This is a genomic window from Microbacterium sp. ZW T6_19, from assembly GCF_044987465.1.
GTDB classification, from domain to species: domain Bacteria; phylum Actinomycetota; class Actinomycetes; order Actinomycetales; family Microbacteriaceae; genus Microbacterium; species Microbacterium natoriense_A.
In genome coordinates this window covers 261,134-274,655 of record NZ_JBJDRH010000002.1, presented here as the reverse complement: position 1 = coordinate 274,655, position 13,522 = coordinate 261,134, and the positions used below count along the sequence as shown (strand labels likewise).

General features: G+C 67.4%; 12 protein-coding genes and 1 tRNA gene. 10 read left to right on the top strand and 3 right to left on the bottom strand.

The window, feature by feature from the left end:
• The first annotated feature begins 83 nt into the window (after positions 1 to 83).
• The 3 genes from ACI3KT_RS03785 (at position 84) to ACI3KT_RS03775 (ending at position 2,216) form a co-directional block, all read left to right on the top strand.
• Positions 84 to 620, top strand: a complete 537-nt coding sequence (locus ACI3KT_RS03785; RefSeq protein ID WP_292908818.1) for a gamma carbonic anhydrase family protein — start codon at positions 84 to 86, stop codon at positions 618 to 620.
• Positions 621 to 650: 30 nt separating this feature from the next.
• Positions 651 to 725, top strand: a tRNA-Ile gene (locus tag ACI3KT_RS03780).
• Positions 726 to 914: 189 nt separating this feature from the next.
• Positions 915 to 2,216 carry a dicarboxylate/amino acid:cation symporter gene (locus tag ACI3KT_RS03775; protein ID WP_404902661.1) on the top strand — a complete coding sequence of 434 codons (1,302 nt, stop codon included), beginning with the start codon at positions 915 to 917 and terminating at the stop codon, positions 2,214 to 2,216.
• Between the two features lie 50 nt (positions 2,217 to 2,266).
• Here ACI3KT_RS03775 and ACI3KT_RS03770 read toward each other — a convergent pair whose 3' ends face one another.
• On the bottom strand, positions 2,267 to 2,974 hold the full coding sequence (locus ACI3KT_RS03770; protein ID WP_404902659.1) for a 3'-5' exonuclease: 708 nt from the start codon (positions 2,972 to 2,974) through the stop codon (positions 2,267 to 2,269).
• A 67-nt stretch (positions 2,975 to 3,041) separates the two neighbouring features.
• On the opposite strand from ACI3KT_RS03770, the gene ACI3KT_RS03765 reads away from it, so the two are divergent.
• Positions 3,042 to 3,959: an alpha/beta fold hydrolase gene (locus ACI3KT_RS03765; RefSeq protein WP_292908810.1), complete on the top strand. Its 918-nt coding sequence runs from the start codon at positions 3,042 to 3,044 to the stop codon at positions 3,957 to 3,959.
• Here the strand turns inward: ACI3KT_RS03765 and ACI3KT_RS03760 are convergent.
• Positions 3,931 to 4,404, bottom strand: a complete 474-nt coding sequence (locus tag ACI3KT_RS03760; RefSeq protein ID WP_292908808.1) for an Lrp/AsnC family transcriptional regulator — start codon at positions 4,402 to 4,404, stop codon at positions 3,931 to 3,933. The two genes, ACI3KT_RS03765 and ACI3KT_RS03760, sit on opposite strands and share 29 nt — an antisense overlap.
• A 170-nt stretch (positions 4,405 to 4,574) precedes the next feature.
• Between ACI3KT_RS03760 and pdhA the strand changes: the two genes are divergently transcribed.
• From pdhA to ACI3KT_RS03745, 3 genes are read left to right on the top strand one after another with little or no spacing between them, the layout of a single operon-like run.
• Positions 4,575 to 5,690 carry a pyruvate dehydrogenase (acetyl-transferring) E1 component subunit alpha gene (gene pdhA, locus ACI3KT_RS03755; RefSeq protein WP_404902657.1) on the top strand — a complete coding sequence of 372 codons (1,116 nt, stop codon included), beginning with the start codon at positions 4,575 to 4,577 and terminating at the stop codon, positions 5,688 to 5,690.
• Between the two features lie 2 nt (positions 5,691 to 5,692).
• The gene (locus ACI3KT_RS03750) at positions 5,693 to 6,703 is read left to right on the top strand and encodes an alpha-ketoacid dehydrogenase subunit beta (RefSeq protein WP_404902655.1); all 1,011 of its coding nucleotides are present in this window, start codon (positions 5,693 to 5,695) and stop codon (positions 6,701 to 6,703) included.
• Complete coding sequence (locus ACI3KT_RS03745; protein WP_404902653.1) at positions 6,700 to 8,043, top strand: dihydrolipoamide acetyltransferase family protein; 1,344 nt, start codon at positions 6,700 to 6,702, stop codon at positions 8,041 to 8,043. The genes ACI3KT_RS03750 and ACI3KT_RS03745 overlap by 4 nt, the downstream gene beginning before the upstream one ends.
• On the opposite strand, the gene ACI3KT_RS03740 is transcribed toward ACI3KT_RS03745, so the two are convergent.
• The gene (locus ACI3KT_RS03740) at positions 8,036 to 8,629 is read right to left on the bottom strand and encodes a TetR/AcrR family transcriptional regulator (RefSeq protein ID WP_404902651.1); all 594 of its coding nucleotides are present in this window, start codon (positions 8,627 to 8,629) and stop codon (positions 8,036 to 8,038) included. The two genes, ACI3KT_RS03745 and ACI3KT_RS03740, sit on opposite strands and share 8 nt — an antisense overlap.
• Positions 8,630 to 8,740: 111 nt before the next feature.
• Between ACI3KT_RS03740 and ACI3KT_RS03735 the strand changes: the two genes are divergently transcribed.
• The 3 genes from ACI3KT_RS03735 (at position 8,741) to ACI3KT_RS03725 (ending at position 13,485) form a co-directional block, all read left to right on the top strand.
• Complete coding sequence (locus tag ACI3KT_RS03735) at positions 8,741 to 10,294, top strand: carboxyl transferase domain-containing protein (protein WP_404902649.1); 1,554 nt, start codon at positions 8,741 to 8,743, stop codon at positions 10,292 to 10,294.
• 81 nt (positions 10,295 to 10,375) lie between these two features.
• The gene (locus tag ACI3KT_RS03730) at positions 10,376 to 12,337 is read left to right on the top strand and encodes an acetyl/propionyl/methylcrotonyl-CoA carboxylase subunit alpha (RefSeq protein WP_404902647.1); all 1,962 of its coding nucleotides are present in this window, start codon (positions 10,376 to 10,378) and stop codon (positions 12,335 to 12,337) included.
• Complete coding sequence (locus ACI3KT_RS03725; protein WP_292908840.1) at positions 12,337 to 13,485, top strand: acyl-CoA dehydrogenase family protein; 1,149 nt, start codon at positions 12,337 to 12,339, stop codon at positions 13,483 to 13,485. The genes ACI3KT_RS03730 and ACI3KT_RS03725 overlap by 1 nt, the downstream gene beginning before the upstream one ends.
• The last annotated feature ends 37 nt before the right edge of the window (positions 13,486 to 13,522 follow it).

The window sequence follows — 13,522 nt, the reverse complement described above, 5'->3', positions numbered from 1 at the left end:
GAACATTCCGCAAGCAAGCACAGGCTGGGCTTACCGGCCGTGAAACCCGCGGAAACACGGGGGACTGAGGGTAGTCTCGCCTTATGAGCATCGCCGCCGGAGCATCCGTCCTGACCTTGCCGAATCGTGTGCCGTCGATAGCCGCCGACGCCTTCGTCGCCGAGGGCGCGCGCATCGTCGGCGACGTCTCGGTCGCTGACGGCGCGAGCGTCTGGTACAACGCCGTGCTCCGCGGAGATTCGGCCGGAATCACGATCGGCGCGGGCAGCAACGTGCAGGACAACGCGTCGGTGCACGTGGATGCCGAGCACCCCGTGGTGGTCGGAGAGAAGGTGTCGATCGGCCACAACGCCGTCGTGCACGGGTGCACGATCGGCGACGGCTCGCTGATCGGCATGGGCTCCGTCGTCCTCAGCGGAGCGGTGGTCGGTGCAGGCTGTCTTGTCGCAGGCGGAGCGGTCGTGCTCGGAGGCACAGAGATTCCTGACGGTTCGCTGGTCGCAGGAGTGCCCGCGAAGGTGCGTCGCACGCTCAGCGACGAGGAGCGCGCGGGTCTCATCGCGAATGCTGACATCTACCTCGGGCACACGCAGACCCACACTCAGGCGACTCCCGTCTGAGCGGGAGCGCCCGCTAGGCTGGAGGGGTACGGGGCGGTGGCCAAGCTGGTTAAGGCAGTGGGCTCATAACCCAACGATTCGCGGGTTCAAGTCCCGCCCGCCCTACTCCATGCGGCCGCTCGGCGACCGCTCCGAGGGGCGATCGCTGTAACCATCGCGTTACGGTGCCAGCGTTCGTGTGAACTCCCCGTTACGCTCCTGCCGATCTGATCGGTCGGGCCCCGCTGCGCTCCTACTCTTGAGCCATCTACCGCTGACGCATCATGGACGGCGGCACTCGAGCAGAGGAACGCGATGAAGAGAACACTGACGAATCCCGCCCTGCAGATCGGCCTCGCTGCGATCCTCGGCGTCGTGGTCGGTCTGATCGTCGGGGACTGGGCTGTCAACCTCAAGTTCATCGGGGACCTGTTCATCCGCCTCATCCAGATGGCGATCGTCCCGCTCGTGATGTCGTCTGTCATCGTCGCGACCGGATCGATGACCGGCTCGGGAATGGGAAGACTGGCGTTCCGCACGTTCAAATGGATGATCGGCTTCTCGATCGTCGCGGCGATCCTCGCCTGGGGCATCAGCGTCGTGATCCAACCCGGTGCCGGCATCGACTTCTCGGCTGGGGTGGACGCGTCTCTGCAGGAGTCAGTGGGAGAGCCGGTCGGCTGGCAGGAGACATTGCTCAACTTCGTCTCGACGAACATCTTCGCGGCGATGTCCACGGCGACCATGGTGCCGATAATCATCTTCTCGCTGCTGTTCGGCCTCGCTCTGAATGCGTACGTCACCAAGACCGGCAACCGCCTCGTGCTCGACTTCTTCGACCAGCTCCAACAGATCGTGCTCACCATGATCCGATTCGTCATGATCATCGCCCCGATCGGCGTATTCTGCCTGCTCGCCAACCTCGCCGGCACCGTGGGATTCTCGGTCGTTACCAGTGCACTCAAGTACCTCGGAGCGACGCTGCTCGGTGTCCTGATCATCACGGTGCTGTTCCTGCTCGTCGTCGGCCTGCGCACCGGGCTCAACCTCGCCAAGCTCCCTGCCAAGCTCGGTGATCAGACGATGATCGCGATCACGACGACGAGCTCGGCCGTCACCTACCCGACCGTGCTCAGAACCGCCATCGAGAAGGTCGGGGTCAGTCAGCCCATCGCGAACTTCACCCTCTCCGTCGGTCTGACCATGGGATCGTATGGGGCGGTCCTCAACTACATGATCGTCGTCATGTTCCTCGCGCAGTCCGGTGACATCACGCTCGACTTCGGGACCATCGCACTCGGCATGGCGCTGGCGATCCTGCTCAACATGGGCACCATCACCGTGCCGGGTGGCTTCCCCGTCGTGGCGATGTTCCTCGCCACGTCCCTCGGCCTGCCTTTCGAGGCGGTCGGCCTGCTCATCGCGGTCGACTGGTTCGCGGGGATCTTCCGGACGTTCCTCAACGTCAACGGCGACACCTTCGTCGCCATGCTCGTCGCGAATGCAGGCGATGAACTCGACCGCGATGTGTACGACGGTAGGAAGTCTGTCACCGCTGACGATCCCGACCTCGAGGATCTGACGGAGCAGTTCGAGAAGGCGGATGCCGCCGACTGACACATGACCGAGGCGCCGCGAGAATGACGCCGCCCGTCTTCCTCGACGGGCTAGGAACGAACGGGCCAGGTGCCGTCGAGCGATTCCTCCGGTTCGATGCGACCGATGCTGATGAAGTACTCGGTCAGGCTCGCGGCCTGAGATCGTGCCCACCCGATCTGCTGCGTGTGCAGTGCCTCGAGGGTCTCCGGCATGCGGAACCGGCGGGCCAGCGCCTGGGCGACGCGGCCTGCAGCGACTGCATCCGCCGAGGCATCGTGAGCACCCTCCAGCGGCACCGCATAGTGCGCGGCTACCACTTCGAGCGTGCGCTTGCCAGGGCGGTACCGGTCGTACGCCTTGTCGATCACCAGGGGATCGATGATCGGAGAAGGCGAGCTGAGTGGATCGACGCCGTGCCGCATCGCCTCGTGAGCTAGTAGTGAGAAGTCGTAGGAGGCGTTGTACGCGACCACCGGTACACCCTGCGAGAGTAGCGAGCGAAGCGCGCCGGTGACGTCGGCGACGACCTCGAGTACAGGCCGACCATGAGCGCGTGCATGCGCGGTGGTGACGCCATGCACCGCCGTCGCCCCTTCGGGAATCTCGATGCCCGGATCGGCCAGCCAATCGCGCGAGGCGATCTCGCGGCCTTTCGCATCGAGAACGCCAACATGCGCCGTGACGATGCGATCCGTCTCGACATCGACCCCGGTCGTCTCCAGATCGAAGACGGCGACGCGGCTGAGCCAGCTCGGAAGCGCGGGATCGGATGACATGCCCTCACGCTAGAGCGGGCGTGGGACATTGCCAGGAAGGCACACGGCGACTGAATAGACTCGAGGGATGACCGTGCCCTCGCCTTACGCCGATCGACTGAGCCGTCTGCCGGTCGAGCGTCACGAGGTCGAGGTCCGCGGCGCGATCACCGCCTACTGGGAGTACGGTTCTCCGACAGACTCAGGGGCCCCCGACGAGCGTCCGACCATCATCGCGGTGCACGGTTTCCGCGGCGACCACCACGGTCTCGAGTCCGTCCTCGCCTTCCTTCCTGAGGCGCACGTCATCGCCCCCGATCTGCCGGGGTTCGGCGAGAGCGCGCCGTCGACTGGGCACACCTACGACCTCGACGAGTACGCGGCGTGGCTGACCGAGTTCGCGGCCACCGTGGCGCCAGGCGCGATCATTCTCGGTCACTCGTTCGGGTCGATCGTCACCGCGGCGGCGGTGGCCGCAGGGCTCGACACCCCACAGCTGATCCTCATCAACCCGATCGGCGCTCCGGCGCTCGAGGGCCCGAAGGGGCTGATGACTCGTCTCGCGGTGCTCTACTACGCGATGGGTGCTCGCCTGCCCGAGAAGGCCGGCACTGCACTGCTGCGCAACCGCGTGATCGTACGGATCATGAGCATCACGATGGCGAAGACCAAGGATCCCGAACTCCGCCGCTTCATCCACGACCAGCACGACACCTACTTCTCGCTGTTCGCCGACCGCGATGTCCTCAAGGATGCCTTCGTCGCCAGCGTGTCGCACGACGTCCGTGAGTTCGCTCCGAAGATCCCCGTGCCGACGCTGCTCATCGCCGCGCAACGTGATGACATCACTCCCATCGAGGCCGAGCGCGAGCTTGCCGACCGCTTCGATGACGCGGAACTCGTCGAGATCGCCCACGTCGGCCATCTCATCCACTACGAGACCCCCGCCGAAGCGGCCGGGGCGATCCGCCGGTTCCTCAGGATTCCCGTCGCGCGAGGCCGATGAGCCCGGCTACCCGGAACGGGATCACCTCGCCCATCGCGAGCGACGTCTCGGTGCGCTCGACGCCCTCGATCGAGAGGATGCGGGCGTCGGTGTCGAACAGGTGACGGGCATCTCGACACGCGACGCGCGCGAGCAGGTCCACGGAGCCGCTCAGCCCGTGCGCCTGCAGGACCTCGGGTATGCGCGCCAGCTCCGCCGTGATGCGGGGTAGCTCGGTCTGCCGAACCCCGATGTTCACGAAGGCCTGCAGCGGGAATCCGAGGACGTCGGGGGAGAACGACCTCTCGTATGACAGGAAGACCCCGGTCTGCTCGAGACGGGTCATCCGCGCCTGGATGGTGTTGCGCGACAGGCCGAGATTCTCGGCGAGCGCCACGATCGTGGTGCGTGGATCATCGGCGAGAGCAGCGAGGAGCTCCAGATCGATGCGGTCAAGTCCGGGCATAGTGCCAAAGGGTAGCACCCGCATACCCCTCCAGATTGAGCAACATGCTCAAGCGGTGTGCAGTTGCTTGAGCGAGGTGTTGAGCGGACGTACCCTCAGGTTACCGGTGAAGAAGCCGGTGGACGACGTGCAACGCCCCACGAGGGCGTTCGCGACAGAGGAGGACGAAGATGTCACCGCAACTCACCCCGATCGTGGACACCGCGCAGGATCTCGAGCTGTCCGAGCGGATCCTCGCGCCCGACGGCACGCGCATCGCGAACCCTCGGCTCGACGCGTACGTCGAAGATGTCGACCCGTCCCAGCTGCGCGCTCTGCTGAGCGACATGGTCGTCGTGCGCCGTATCGACGCCGAGGGCATCGCACTTCAGCGACAGGGTCAGCTCGGTCTGTGGGCTCCGTGCAACGGCCAGGAGGCGACGCAGATCGGCACGGCGCGCGCCATCGAAGCGCGCGACTACATCTTCCCCAGCTACCGGGAGACCGGCGTGATCTATGCGCGCGGCGCGCGTGCAGGGGACTTCGTCCGCGCATGGCGCGGAGAGGAAGGCGCCGCATACGATCCGCGTGAGCTGCGGGTCGCGCCGTTGCAGATCATCATCGGAGCCCAGACCCTGCACGCCGTCGGGTACGCGATCGGCATCAAGCACGACAAGGCCGACGAGGTCGCCGTGACGTACTTCGGCGACGGCGCATCGAGTCAGGGAGATGTCAACGAGGCGATGGTGTTCGCCTCGTCGTATCAGGCGCCTGTCGTCTTCGTCTGTCAGAACAACCATTGGGCCATCTCCGAGCCTGTGGCCGTGCAGTCGCAGTTCCCCATCGCGGGACGCGCACCCGGCTTCGGCATCCCGAGCCTGCGCGTGGACGGCAACGACGTCCTCGCCTGCATGGCGGCCATGCGCTGGGCGCTCCAGCACGCGCGCTCCGGAAAGGGCCCGGCCTTCATCGAAGCCGTCACGTATCGGATGGGGCCCCACACGACGGCCGACGACCCCACGCGCTACCGCTCCGAGGCCGACCTGGAGTCGTGGCGCCGACGCGACCCGATCGCGCGCCTCGAGGCGCACCTGCGATCCCTCGGTGAACTCGACGACGAGCAGCTCGCCGAGATCCAGACCGCCGCCGACACCGCCGCGCGCGAGATGCGCGCCGCGTGCCTCGGCATGGTGACACGCCCGCCGCTCGCCGTGTTCGACGGCGTGTACGCCGAACCTCACACCGGCCTGCAGCGGCAGCGCGACGAGTACGCGGCCTACCTCGCGTCGTTCGAGGGCGAGGCCTGATCATGGCTGAGCTCACTCTGGGAAAGGCGCTCGGCGCAGGATTGCGTCGAGCGATGCTCGACGATGACAAGGTCGTGCTCCTCGGCGAAGACATCGGAAAGCTCGGAGGAGTGTTCCGCATCACAGATGGGTTGCTCGACGAATTCGGGGCCGCACGGGTGATCGACACGCCCCTCGCGGAGTCGGGTATCGTCGGCGCAGCCGTTGGCCTCGCATTCCGCGGCTATCGTCCGGTCGTCGAGATCCAGTTCGACGGCTTCGTGTATCCGGCGTTCGACCAGATCGTGTCACAGGTGGCGAAGCTGCACTACCGCACTCAGGGGCGGGTGAAGATGCCCATCACGATCCGCATCCCCTGGGCGGGTGGCATCGGCGCGGCCGAGCACCACTCCGAATCACCGGAGGCGTACTTCGTCCACACGGCCGGCCTTCGCGTGATCGCGGTGTCGAACCCGGAGGACGCCTACCGGAGTCTGCGCCAGGCGATCGCCAGTGACGACCCGGTGATCTTCTTCGAGCCGAAGCGTCTGTACCACCACAAGGGCGAGGTCGATCTGGAAGCACCCCTGGCGGATGCCGCTCCTATGGGTCTCGCGCGTGTCGTCCGCGCCGGCAGCGACGCGACCCTCATCGCATACGGGGCCATGGTGAGCACGGCGCTCCAGGCCGCAGAGGCCGCGGAGGACGACGGCATCTCGCTCGAGGTGATCGACCTGCGCTCGCTCTCGCCCGTCGACTACGATTCGGTCGCCGCATCGGTGCGCAAGACCGGTCGCGTCGTCGTCGCGCACGAGGCGTCCCGCGAGGCTGGCGTCGCCGCAGAGGTGATCGCCAGCATCACCGAGCGCTGCTTCGAGTACCTCGAGTCTGCGCCGCTGCGAGTCACCGGGCACGACGTCCCCTATCCGCCCGCCAAGCTCGAGAAGTTCCACCTGCCCGACCTCGATCGTCTGCTCGACGCGGTCGACCGGGTGCTCGACCGTCCGAACAGCCTGACGGGAGCAGACGCATGATCGCCGAATTCCGTCTTCCTGACCTGGGCGAGGGCCTCACCGAGGCCGAGGTCGTGCAGTGGCTGGTGTCGCCCGGCGACACGGTGACGCTGAATCAGACGCTCGCAGAAGTCGAGACCGCCAAGGCGATCGTCGAGCTGCCGTCCCCGTACGAAGGCACGGTGTCGTCGCTGCACGCCGACGCCGGGCAGGTCGTCGCCGTCGGAGCCCCGTTGATCGCCTTCGATGTCGAGGGCGCCGACGAGGATGCTCCGAAAGGGTCTGACGCTGCCGAGAAGACGCAGCCGAACCTCGTCGGCTACGGCGCTGCGCCCTCGCAGGGTGGGCGACCCGCTCGTCGAGCCCGACGGGCAGGCGTGACCGCCGCGGCGGACACCGCAGTGCTCGAAGCCGCACCCCATGATGCGCGACCCACCGCCACCGTGGAGACGGCGATCGAGCGCCCTCGCTCCACGCCGCCTGTACGGGCCTACGCGAAGCGTCTGGGTGTGGATCTGGTGCTGGTGGCAGCGGAGGTCGGAGACCGCGTCATCACCCGAGCGGACATCGACGCCTACGCCGAACGAGTCGGGATCTCGACTGACGCCGCTTCTTCCTCCGTGGACCTTCCGGAAACGGCGGCGGCGCTGTCACCGGGAGAACGCGAACTTCGCATCCCGATCAGGGGTGTGCGCAAACACACGGCCGCGGCGATGGTGGAGAGCGCGTTCACAGCACCGCACGTGACCGTGTTCCTGACGGTCGACGTGACAGCCACGATGGAACTGATCGCCTCCCTGCGTGAGGATCGCGCGCTGGCGGAGCATCGCATCGGCCCACTCGCCGTGGTGGCCAAGGCGGCATGCCTGGCGCTGGCGCGCACGCCAGGGCTCAACTCGCATTGGGATGAGCAGGCGGGAGAGATCGTGCAGTACAACTACGTCGATCTGGGCATCGCCGCCGCCACAGATCGCGGATTGATCGTTCCGAACATCCGTGACGCCGAGCAGATGACGCTCGTCGGACTCGCCGACGCACTCAAGGCGCTCGCGGAGACGGCGCGTTCGGGAAAGACCTCCCCGGCCGATCTCGCGGGAGGAACCTTCTCGATCTCGAACGTGGGCGTCTTCGGCGTCGACGCCGGCACGCCGATCCTGCCGCCGGGACAATCGGGCATCCTCGCAGTCGGAGCGGTCAGACGGCAGCCTTGGGAGCATCGCGGTGAGATCGCGCTTCGACAGGTGATGACGCTGAGCCTGTCCTTCGACCACCGTCTCGTTGACGGCGCCGAGGGGGCGCGCTTCCTCAAGGACGTGGCAGACGTGCTCGAAGAGCCGGGACGCGCGATGCTGCTCAGGTAGTCGCGCGCAACGCCGCATCGGCCATCGCGGCGAGCACCGTCGCGGTGGCCGAGTGGCGTCTGGCGGCAGCCCTGGTCGAGTGCGGTGTCGAGTTGATGAGACCGAAGCACGCCTGCACGCGCAGACGGAGCTCGTCCTCGTTCGCGTCTACGAGCGGGGCGAGAGCTGCGATCCAGAGATCGATGTACGCCCGCTGCAGACGACGGACCTCGGCGCGGTCGGTCTCGGCGAGGTGGGCGACATCACGATCCTGTACCCGGATGACGTCGGCGTTGCCGAGTGCGAAGTCGACGTGGAAGCGGATGAGCGACCGCATCCGCTCCTGGTCCGAGTCGGCATAGGCGGAGACACGCGTGCCGCCGGACACGAGATCTTGACTGACCTTCACGAGGACTGCTCCGAGAAGCGCCTGCTTGCCGGCGAAGTGGCGATAGACCGCAGGGCCCGAGACGCCGACCGCCGTGCCGATGTCCTCGAGGCTCACACCGCTGTATCCGCGGGCGGCGAACAGCTGCGCGGCCTCGCGGAGGATCGCGTCGCTTCTCTCGGCTTTCGCGCGATCTCGGGCGGTGAGCGGGCTTGTCATCTCAGTTAATCCTCGCTAACCTGAATCATCGGGTTAGTGAACACTAACCGAAGACGCACGCGACGCGCCACAGTGTTTCGCGGATGGACGCGGCTCGAGGAGGAGTCCACCATGCAAGCCACCCAGGAGTCGCTGGCCGCAGAGCTGCGCACCCGGCTCGCCGAGGCGGCGCTCGGCGGACCCGCCGCGTCGCGAGAGCGTCACGTCGCCCGCGGAAAGCTGCTGCCTCGTGACCGTGTGGCGCGGCTGCTCGACGAGGGCAGCCCGTTCGTCGAGATCGCCCCGCTCGCCGCCGACGGCCTGTATGGGGGAGAGGCGCCTGGTGCCGGCGTGATCGCCGGCATCGGCCTCGTGCACGGTCGGCATGTCATGGTGATCTGCAACGACGCGACAGTCAAGGGCGGCACCTACTTTCCGCTGACGGTCAAGAAGCACTTGCGCGCGCAGGAGATCGCGATGGAGAACCGTCTCCCGTGCCTGTACCTGGTGGACTCGGGCGGGGCCTTCCTGCCGAAGCAGGACGAGGTCTTCCCCGATCGCGAGCACTTCGGTCGGATCTTCTTCAACCAAGCCCGGATGTCGGCCGCCGGCATCCCGCAGCTCGCGGCGGTGCTCGGATCGTGCACAGCGGGCGGTGCGTACGTGCCCGCGATGAGCGACGAAACGGTGATCGTGCGCGGACAGGGCACGATCTTCCTCGGCGGACCGCCGCTGGTGAAGGCGGCCATCGGCGAGATCGTCACGGCGGACGAGCTCGGGGGCGGCGAACTGCACGCCCGTCGTAGCGGCGTGGTAGACCATCTCGCCGAAGACGACGAGCACGCGCTCGAGATCCTGCGCGACATCGTCTCGACGCTTCCTGCTCCTGCCGCGCCGGCGTGGGAGATCTGGCCGAGCAGGGCTCCGGAAGAGTCATCGCCGCTGTACGACGTCGTCCCCGTGGACGTGAATGCCGGCTACGACGTGCATGAGGTCATCACCCGCCTCATCGACGGGGAGTCCTTTCGCGAGTTCAAGGCCGAGTACGGCACGACTCTCGTCACAGGCTTCGCGCGGCTGCACGGACACCCCGTCGGCATCGTCGCCAACAACGGCGTGCTGTTCAGCGAGTCGGCCCTCAAGGGCGCCCACTTCATCGAGCTCTGCGATCAGCGCGGCATCCCCCTCCTCTTCCTTCAGAACATCACGGGATTCATGGTCGGTTCCGTCGCGGAGGCCGGCGGCATCGCGAAGGACGGCGCCAAGATGGTGACTGCGGTCGCGAGCACGAGAGTGCCGAAGCTCACTGTGATCATCGGCGGATCGTTCGGCGCAGGGAACTACTCGATGTGCGGTCGTGCGTACTCGCCGCGGTTCCTCTGGACGTGGCCGGCGAGCCGCATCTCGGTCATGGGAGGCGCGCAGGCGGCCTCCGTGCTGGCGACCGTCAAGGAGGATCAGCTCACCGCCCGTGGTGAGGGCTGGAGCGTCGAGGCGCGGTCGGAGTTCGAGGCGCCGATCCGCGAGCAGTACGAGCAGCAGGGCGAGCCCTACTACGCCACCGCCCGATTGTGGGACGACGGGATCATCGACCCCGCCGACACCCGCGATCTGCTGGGGCTCGCACTCGATGTCGTCTCCCGCACGCCCTTGCCCGAACCCCGCTTCGGCCTCTTCCGGATGTGACTTCATGAGCTTCACGATGCCTTCTGCCTTGGGTGCTTCCGTCACCCCGACCATGGCCCCGGAACCGACGGATGCAGCTTCATGAGATCTTCGACCCCGGAACCGACGCTGTTCCACACCGTCCTCGTCGCGAACCGCGGCGAGATCGCCCGCCGCGTGATCCGCACTCTGCGTGAGCTGGGCATCCGCAGCGTCGCCGTGTACAGCGATGCGGATGCCGCATCCCCGCACGTCGAGGAGGCCGACGCCGCCGTGCGCATCGGCCCCGCACCGGCAGCAGAGTCCTACCTCGACATCAATGCCGTGATCGCAGCGGCGCGCGCGACCGGAGCACAGGCGATCCATCCCGGATACGGCTTCCTCTCCGAAAGCGTGGGGCTGGCCGAGGCCTGCGCCGAGAGCGGCATCGTCTTCATCGGCCCGTCCATCGACGCCCTGCAGATCATGGGCGACAAGGCGAAGGCGCGCGAGCACGTGGCCATACACGGAGTCCCCGTCGTCCCCGGATTCGATGCGAAAGGCCTCTCCGACATCGAGATCGCCGAAGAGGCAGAGAGCGTGGGGTTCCCCCTGCTCGTCAAGCCCAGCGCCGGCGGGGGCGGCAAGGGCATGGAGGTCGTGTCCGTGGCGCCAGACCTCGCAGCGGCGCTCGCGACCGCTCGACGGATCGCGGCGTCAGCCTTCGGCGACGACTCTCTGATCCTGGAGCGCTTGATCGAACGGCCTCGTCACATCGAGGTGCAGGTTTTCGGCGATGAGCACGGCACTGTGCTCGCTCTCGGCGAGCGCGAGTGCACGCTGCAGCGCCGCCACCAGAAGGTGATCGAGGAGGCCCCCTCCGCAGGGATCCCGGACAGCACGCGGGAAAGGCTGTTGAACGCCGCGGTGCGGGCTGCCGAGAGCGTGTCCTACGTCGGCGCCGGAACGGTCGAGTTCCTCGTCGACGCGGATGCTCCCGACGAAGTCTTCTTCATCGAGATGAACACGCGTCTTCAGGTGGAGCACCCTGTGACGGAGGAGGTCACCGGGCTTGATCTCGTGGAGCTGCAGCTGCGCGTAGCCTCGGGATTCCCTCTCGATATCGAGCCGCGTGTCGCAGGGCACGCCGTCGAGGCGCGCATCTACGCCGAGGCTCCGGAGCGGGGCTTCGTCCCGTCCACGGGCAGGATCCTGGCGTTCGAGATTCCGCCCGGCGTACGCGTCGATTCCGCCATCGAGACGGGCAGCGAGATCACCGGCTTCTACGATCCGATGATCGCCAAGGTGATCGCCGTCGCCGACGACCGAGTGACCGCCCTGCGCCGGCTCGACGAGGCGCTCGGCCGTACCGTAGTGCTCGGTGTCGAGACGAACATCTCGTTTCTGCGCACGCTGTGCCGGAACGAGCGGGTCGCGGCCGGTGATCTCGACACGGGACTGATCGAGTCGCTGCTCCCGATGGCGACGGAGCCTCCGACGTCTTCCATGCTCGACGCCGTACGACACCACCTGCTGCTCCAGGAGCGGTGGGAGTCGAACCGTGGTGGGCTGGACGCCGTGCACCTGCGAGCCGGAGCCGTGTGGGCGTCGAAGCGCGACGACAGCGCTGTCGGACCAGCGGCCTACCTCACCGACGACGACGAGCTCATCCTGGCGGAGGCTGCCGTTGCGCCGTCTTCGCCCGCTGTGGCCGTCTCGGATGACGCGGGCGCCGTGTGGGTCGCGTCGGACGGTCGATCCGCCCGGCTGCGGCCTCTCGACCGACGTCAGCGGATGCTGCGCCGTCTGGCTGCACGCGATACGGCAGCTGCGGCAACCGATCCGGAGGCTCGCGCACCCATGCCGGGAAGCGTGGTCGCCGTGCACGTCGACCACGGCGCGGCCGTCCATGCGGGCGATCCGCTCGTGTCGATCGAGGCCATGAAGATGGAGCATCTGGTGGTGGCGCCGCACGACGGCGTCGTCGACCTTCTGGTCGCCGCAGGCGACCAGGTGCGGCGCGCCCAGCCGGTCGCCCGCGTGACGGAGATCCCCGAACCGGGGACGACGGAGGAGGACCGATGATGGACGACCTGAGCGAAGAGGAACTCGAGCTCGCAGCGATGGTGCGCGACTTCGCCGAGACCGTCATCGCACCGCAGTCCTATGAGGCCGATCGCACGCACACTCTGCCGATGGACGTCGTCGCGCAGATGGGTCAGCTGGGCCTGTTCGGGCTCCCGTTCCCCGAGGAGTACGGCGGCCAGGGCGGCGACTACATGGCGCTCGGCATCGCGATCGAAGCGATCGGCCGCGTCGACCAGTCTCTCGCGATCACGCTCGAAGCCGGGGTCAGCCTCGGCGCCATGCCCATCTACCGGTTCGGCACGGAGGCACAGAAGAGCGAGTTCCTTCCGGATCTTCTCGCGGGGCGTGCGCTGGCGGGCTTCGGGCTCACCGAACCCGAAGCGGGCAGCGACGCCGGCGCCACGCGCACGACTGCTCGGCTGGAGGGCGAGGAGTGGGTTATCGACGGTTCGAAGCAGTTCATCACGAACTCGGGCACGCCCATCACCCGGTTCGTCACGGTCACGGCGGTGACGGGCGTCGAAGGTGGCCGCAAGGAGATCTCCACGATCATCGTCCCGAACGGCACACCCGGATTCACGGTGGAGGCGCCGTACGACAAGGTCGGCTGGAACGCCTCCGACACCCACCCCCTCACATTCGCGGGCGCCCGGGTGCCCGCCGGCAACCTGCTGGGCGAGAGGGGCACCGGTTTCCGGAGCTTCCTCAGCATCCTCGACGAGGGGCGCATCGCGATCGCCGCGCTGGCGACCGGAGCCGCAGAGGGATGCCTGGAGGCAGCGGTCGACTACGCCAAGAGCCGGACCGTCTTCGGCAGCGCGCTCAGCACTCGGCAGAACGCCCAGTTCACACTGGCGCGGATGCGGGCACGCGTGCACACGGCCCGACTCGCCTGGCATCACGCGGCGCGTCTTCGCGACTCGGGTCGAGCGTTCGCCGAGCAGGCGGCGATCGCGAAGCTGGTCGCAGGGGAGGCGGCGATGGACAACGCACGCGATGCCACGCAGATCTTCGGCGGCAACGGCTTCATGAACGAGTTCCCGGTGGCGCGCCACTACCGCGACTCGAAGATCCTCGAGATCGGCGAAGGCACGACCGAGGTGCAGCTGCTCGTGATCGCGCGGTCGCTCGGCCTCGCCGGGTAGCGTGGCAGGATGCGCGGGGCAGAGCCACAGGAGGGAG

Bases quoted from the DNA above. Each gene is read 5' to 3' on its own strand.
- ACI3KT_RS03730 (WP_404902647.1), top strand. From the start codon at position 10,376: ATGAGATCTTCGACCCCGGAACCGACGCTGTTCCACACCGTCCTCGTC.
- ACI3KT_RS03735 (WP_404902649.1), top strand. From the start codon at position 8,741: ATGCAAGCCACCCAGGAGTCGCTGGCCGCAGAGCTGCGCACCCGGCTC.
- pdhA (WP_404902657.1), top strand. From the start codon at position 4,575: ATGTCACCGCAACTCACCCCGATCGTGGACACCGCGCAGGATCTCGAG.
- ACI3KT_RS03740 (WP_404902651.1), bottom strand. From the start codon at position 8,629: ATGACAAGCCCGCTCACCGCCCGAGATCGCGCGAAAGCCGAGAGAAGC.
- ACI3KT_RS03760 (WP_292908808.1), bottom strand. From the start codon at position 4,404: ATGCCCGGACTTGACCGCATCGATCTGGAGCTCCTCGCTGCTCTCGCC.
- ACI3KT_RS03765 (WP_292908810.1), top strand. From the start codon at position 3,042: ATGACCGTGCCCTCGCCTTACGCCGATCGACTGAGCCGTCTGCCGGTC.
- ACI3KT_RS03725 (WP_292908840.1), top strand. From the start codon at position 12,337: ATGGACGACCTGAGCGAAGAGGAACTCGAGCTCGCAGCGATGGTGCGC.
- ACI3KT_RS03750 (WP_404902655.1), top strand. From the start codon at position 5,693: ATGGCTGAGCTCACTCTGGGAAAGGCGCTCGGCGCAGGATTGCGTCGA.
- ACI3KT_RS03775 (WP_404902661.1), top strand. From the start codon at position 915: ATGAAGAGAACACTGACGAATCCCGCCCTGCAGATCGGCCTCGCTGCG.
- ACI3KT_RS03745 (WP_404902653.1), top strand. From the start codon at position 6,700: ATGATCGCCGAATTCCGTCTTCCTGACCTGGGCGAGGGCCTCACCGAG.
- ACI3KT_RS03785 (WP_292908818.1), top strand. From the start codon at position 84: ATGAGCATCGCCGCCGGAGCATCCGTCCTGACCTTGCCGAATCGTGTG.
- ACI3KT_RS03770 (WP_404902659.1), bottom strand. From the start codon at position 2,974: ATGTCATCCGATCCCGCGCTTCCGAGCTGGCTCAGCCGCGTCGCCGTC.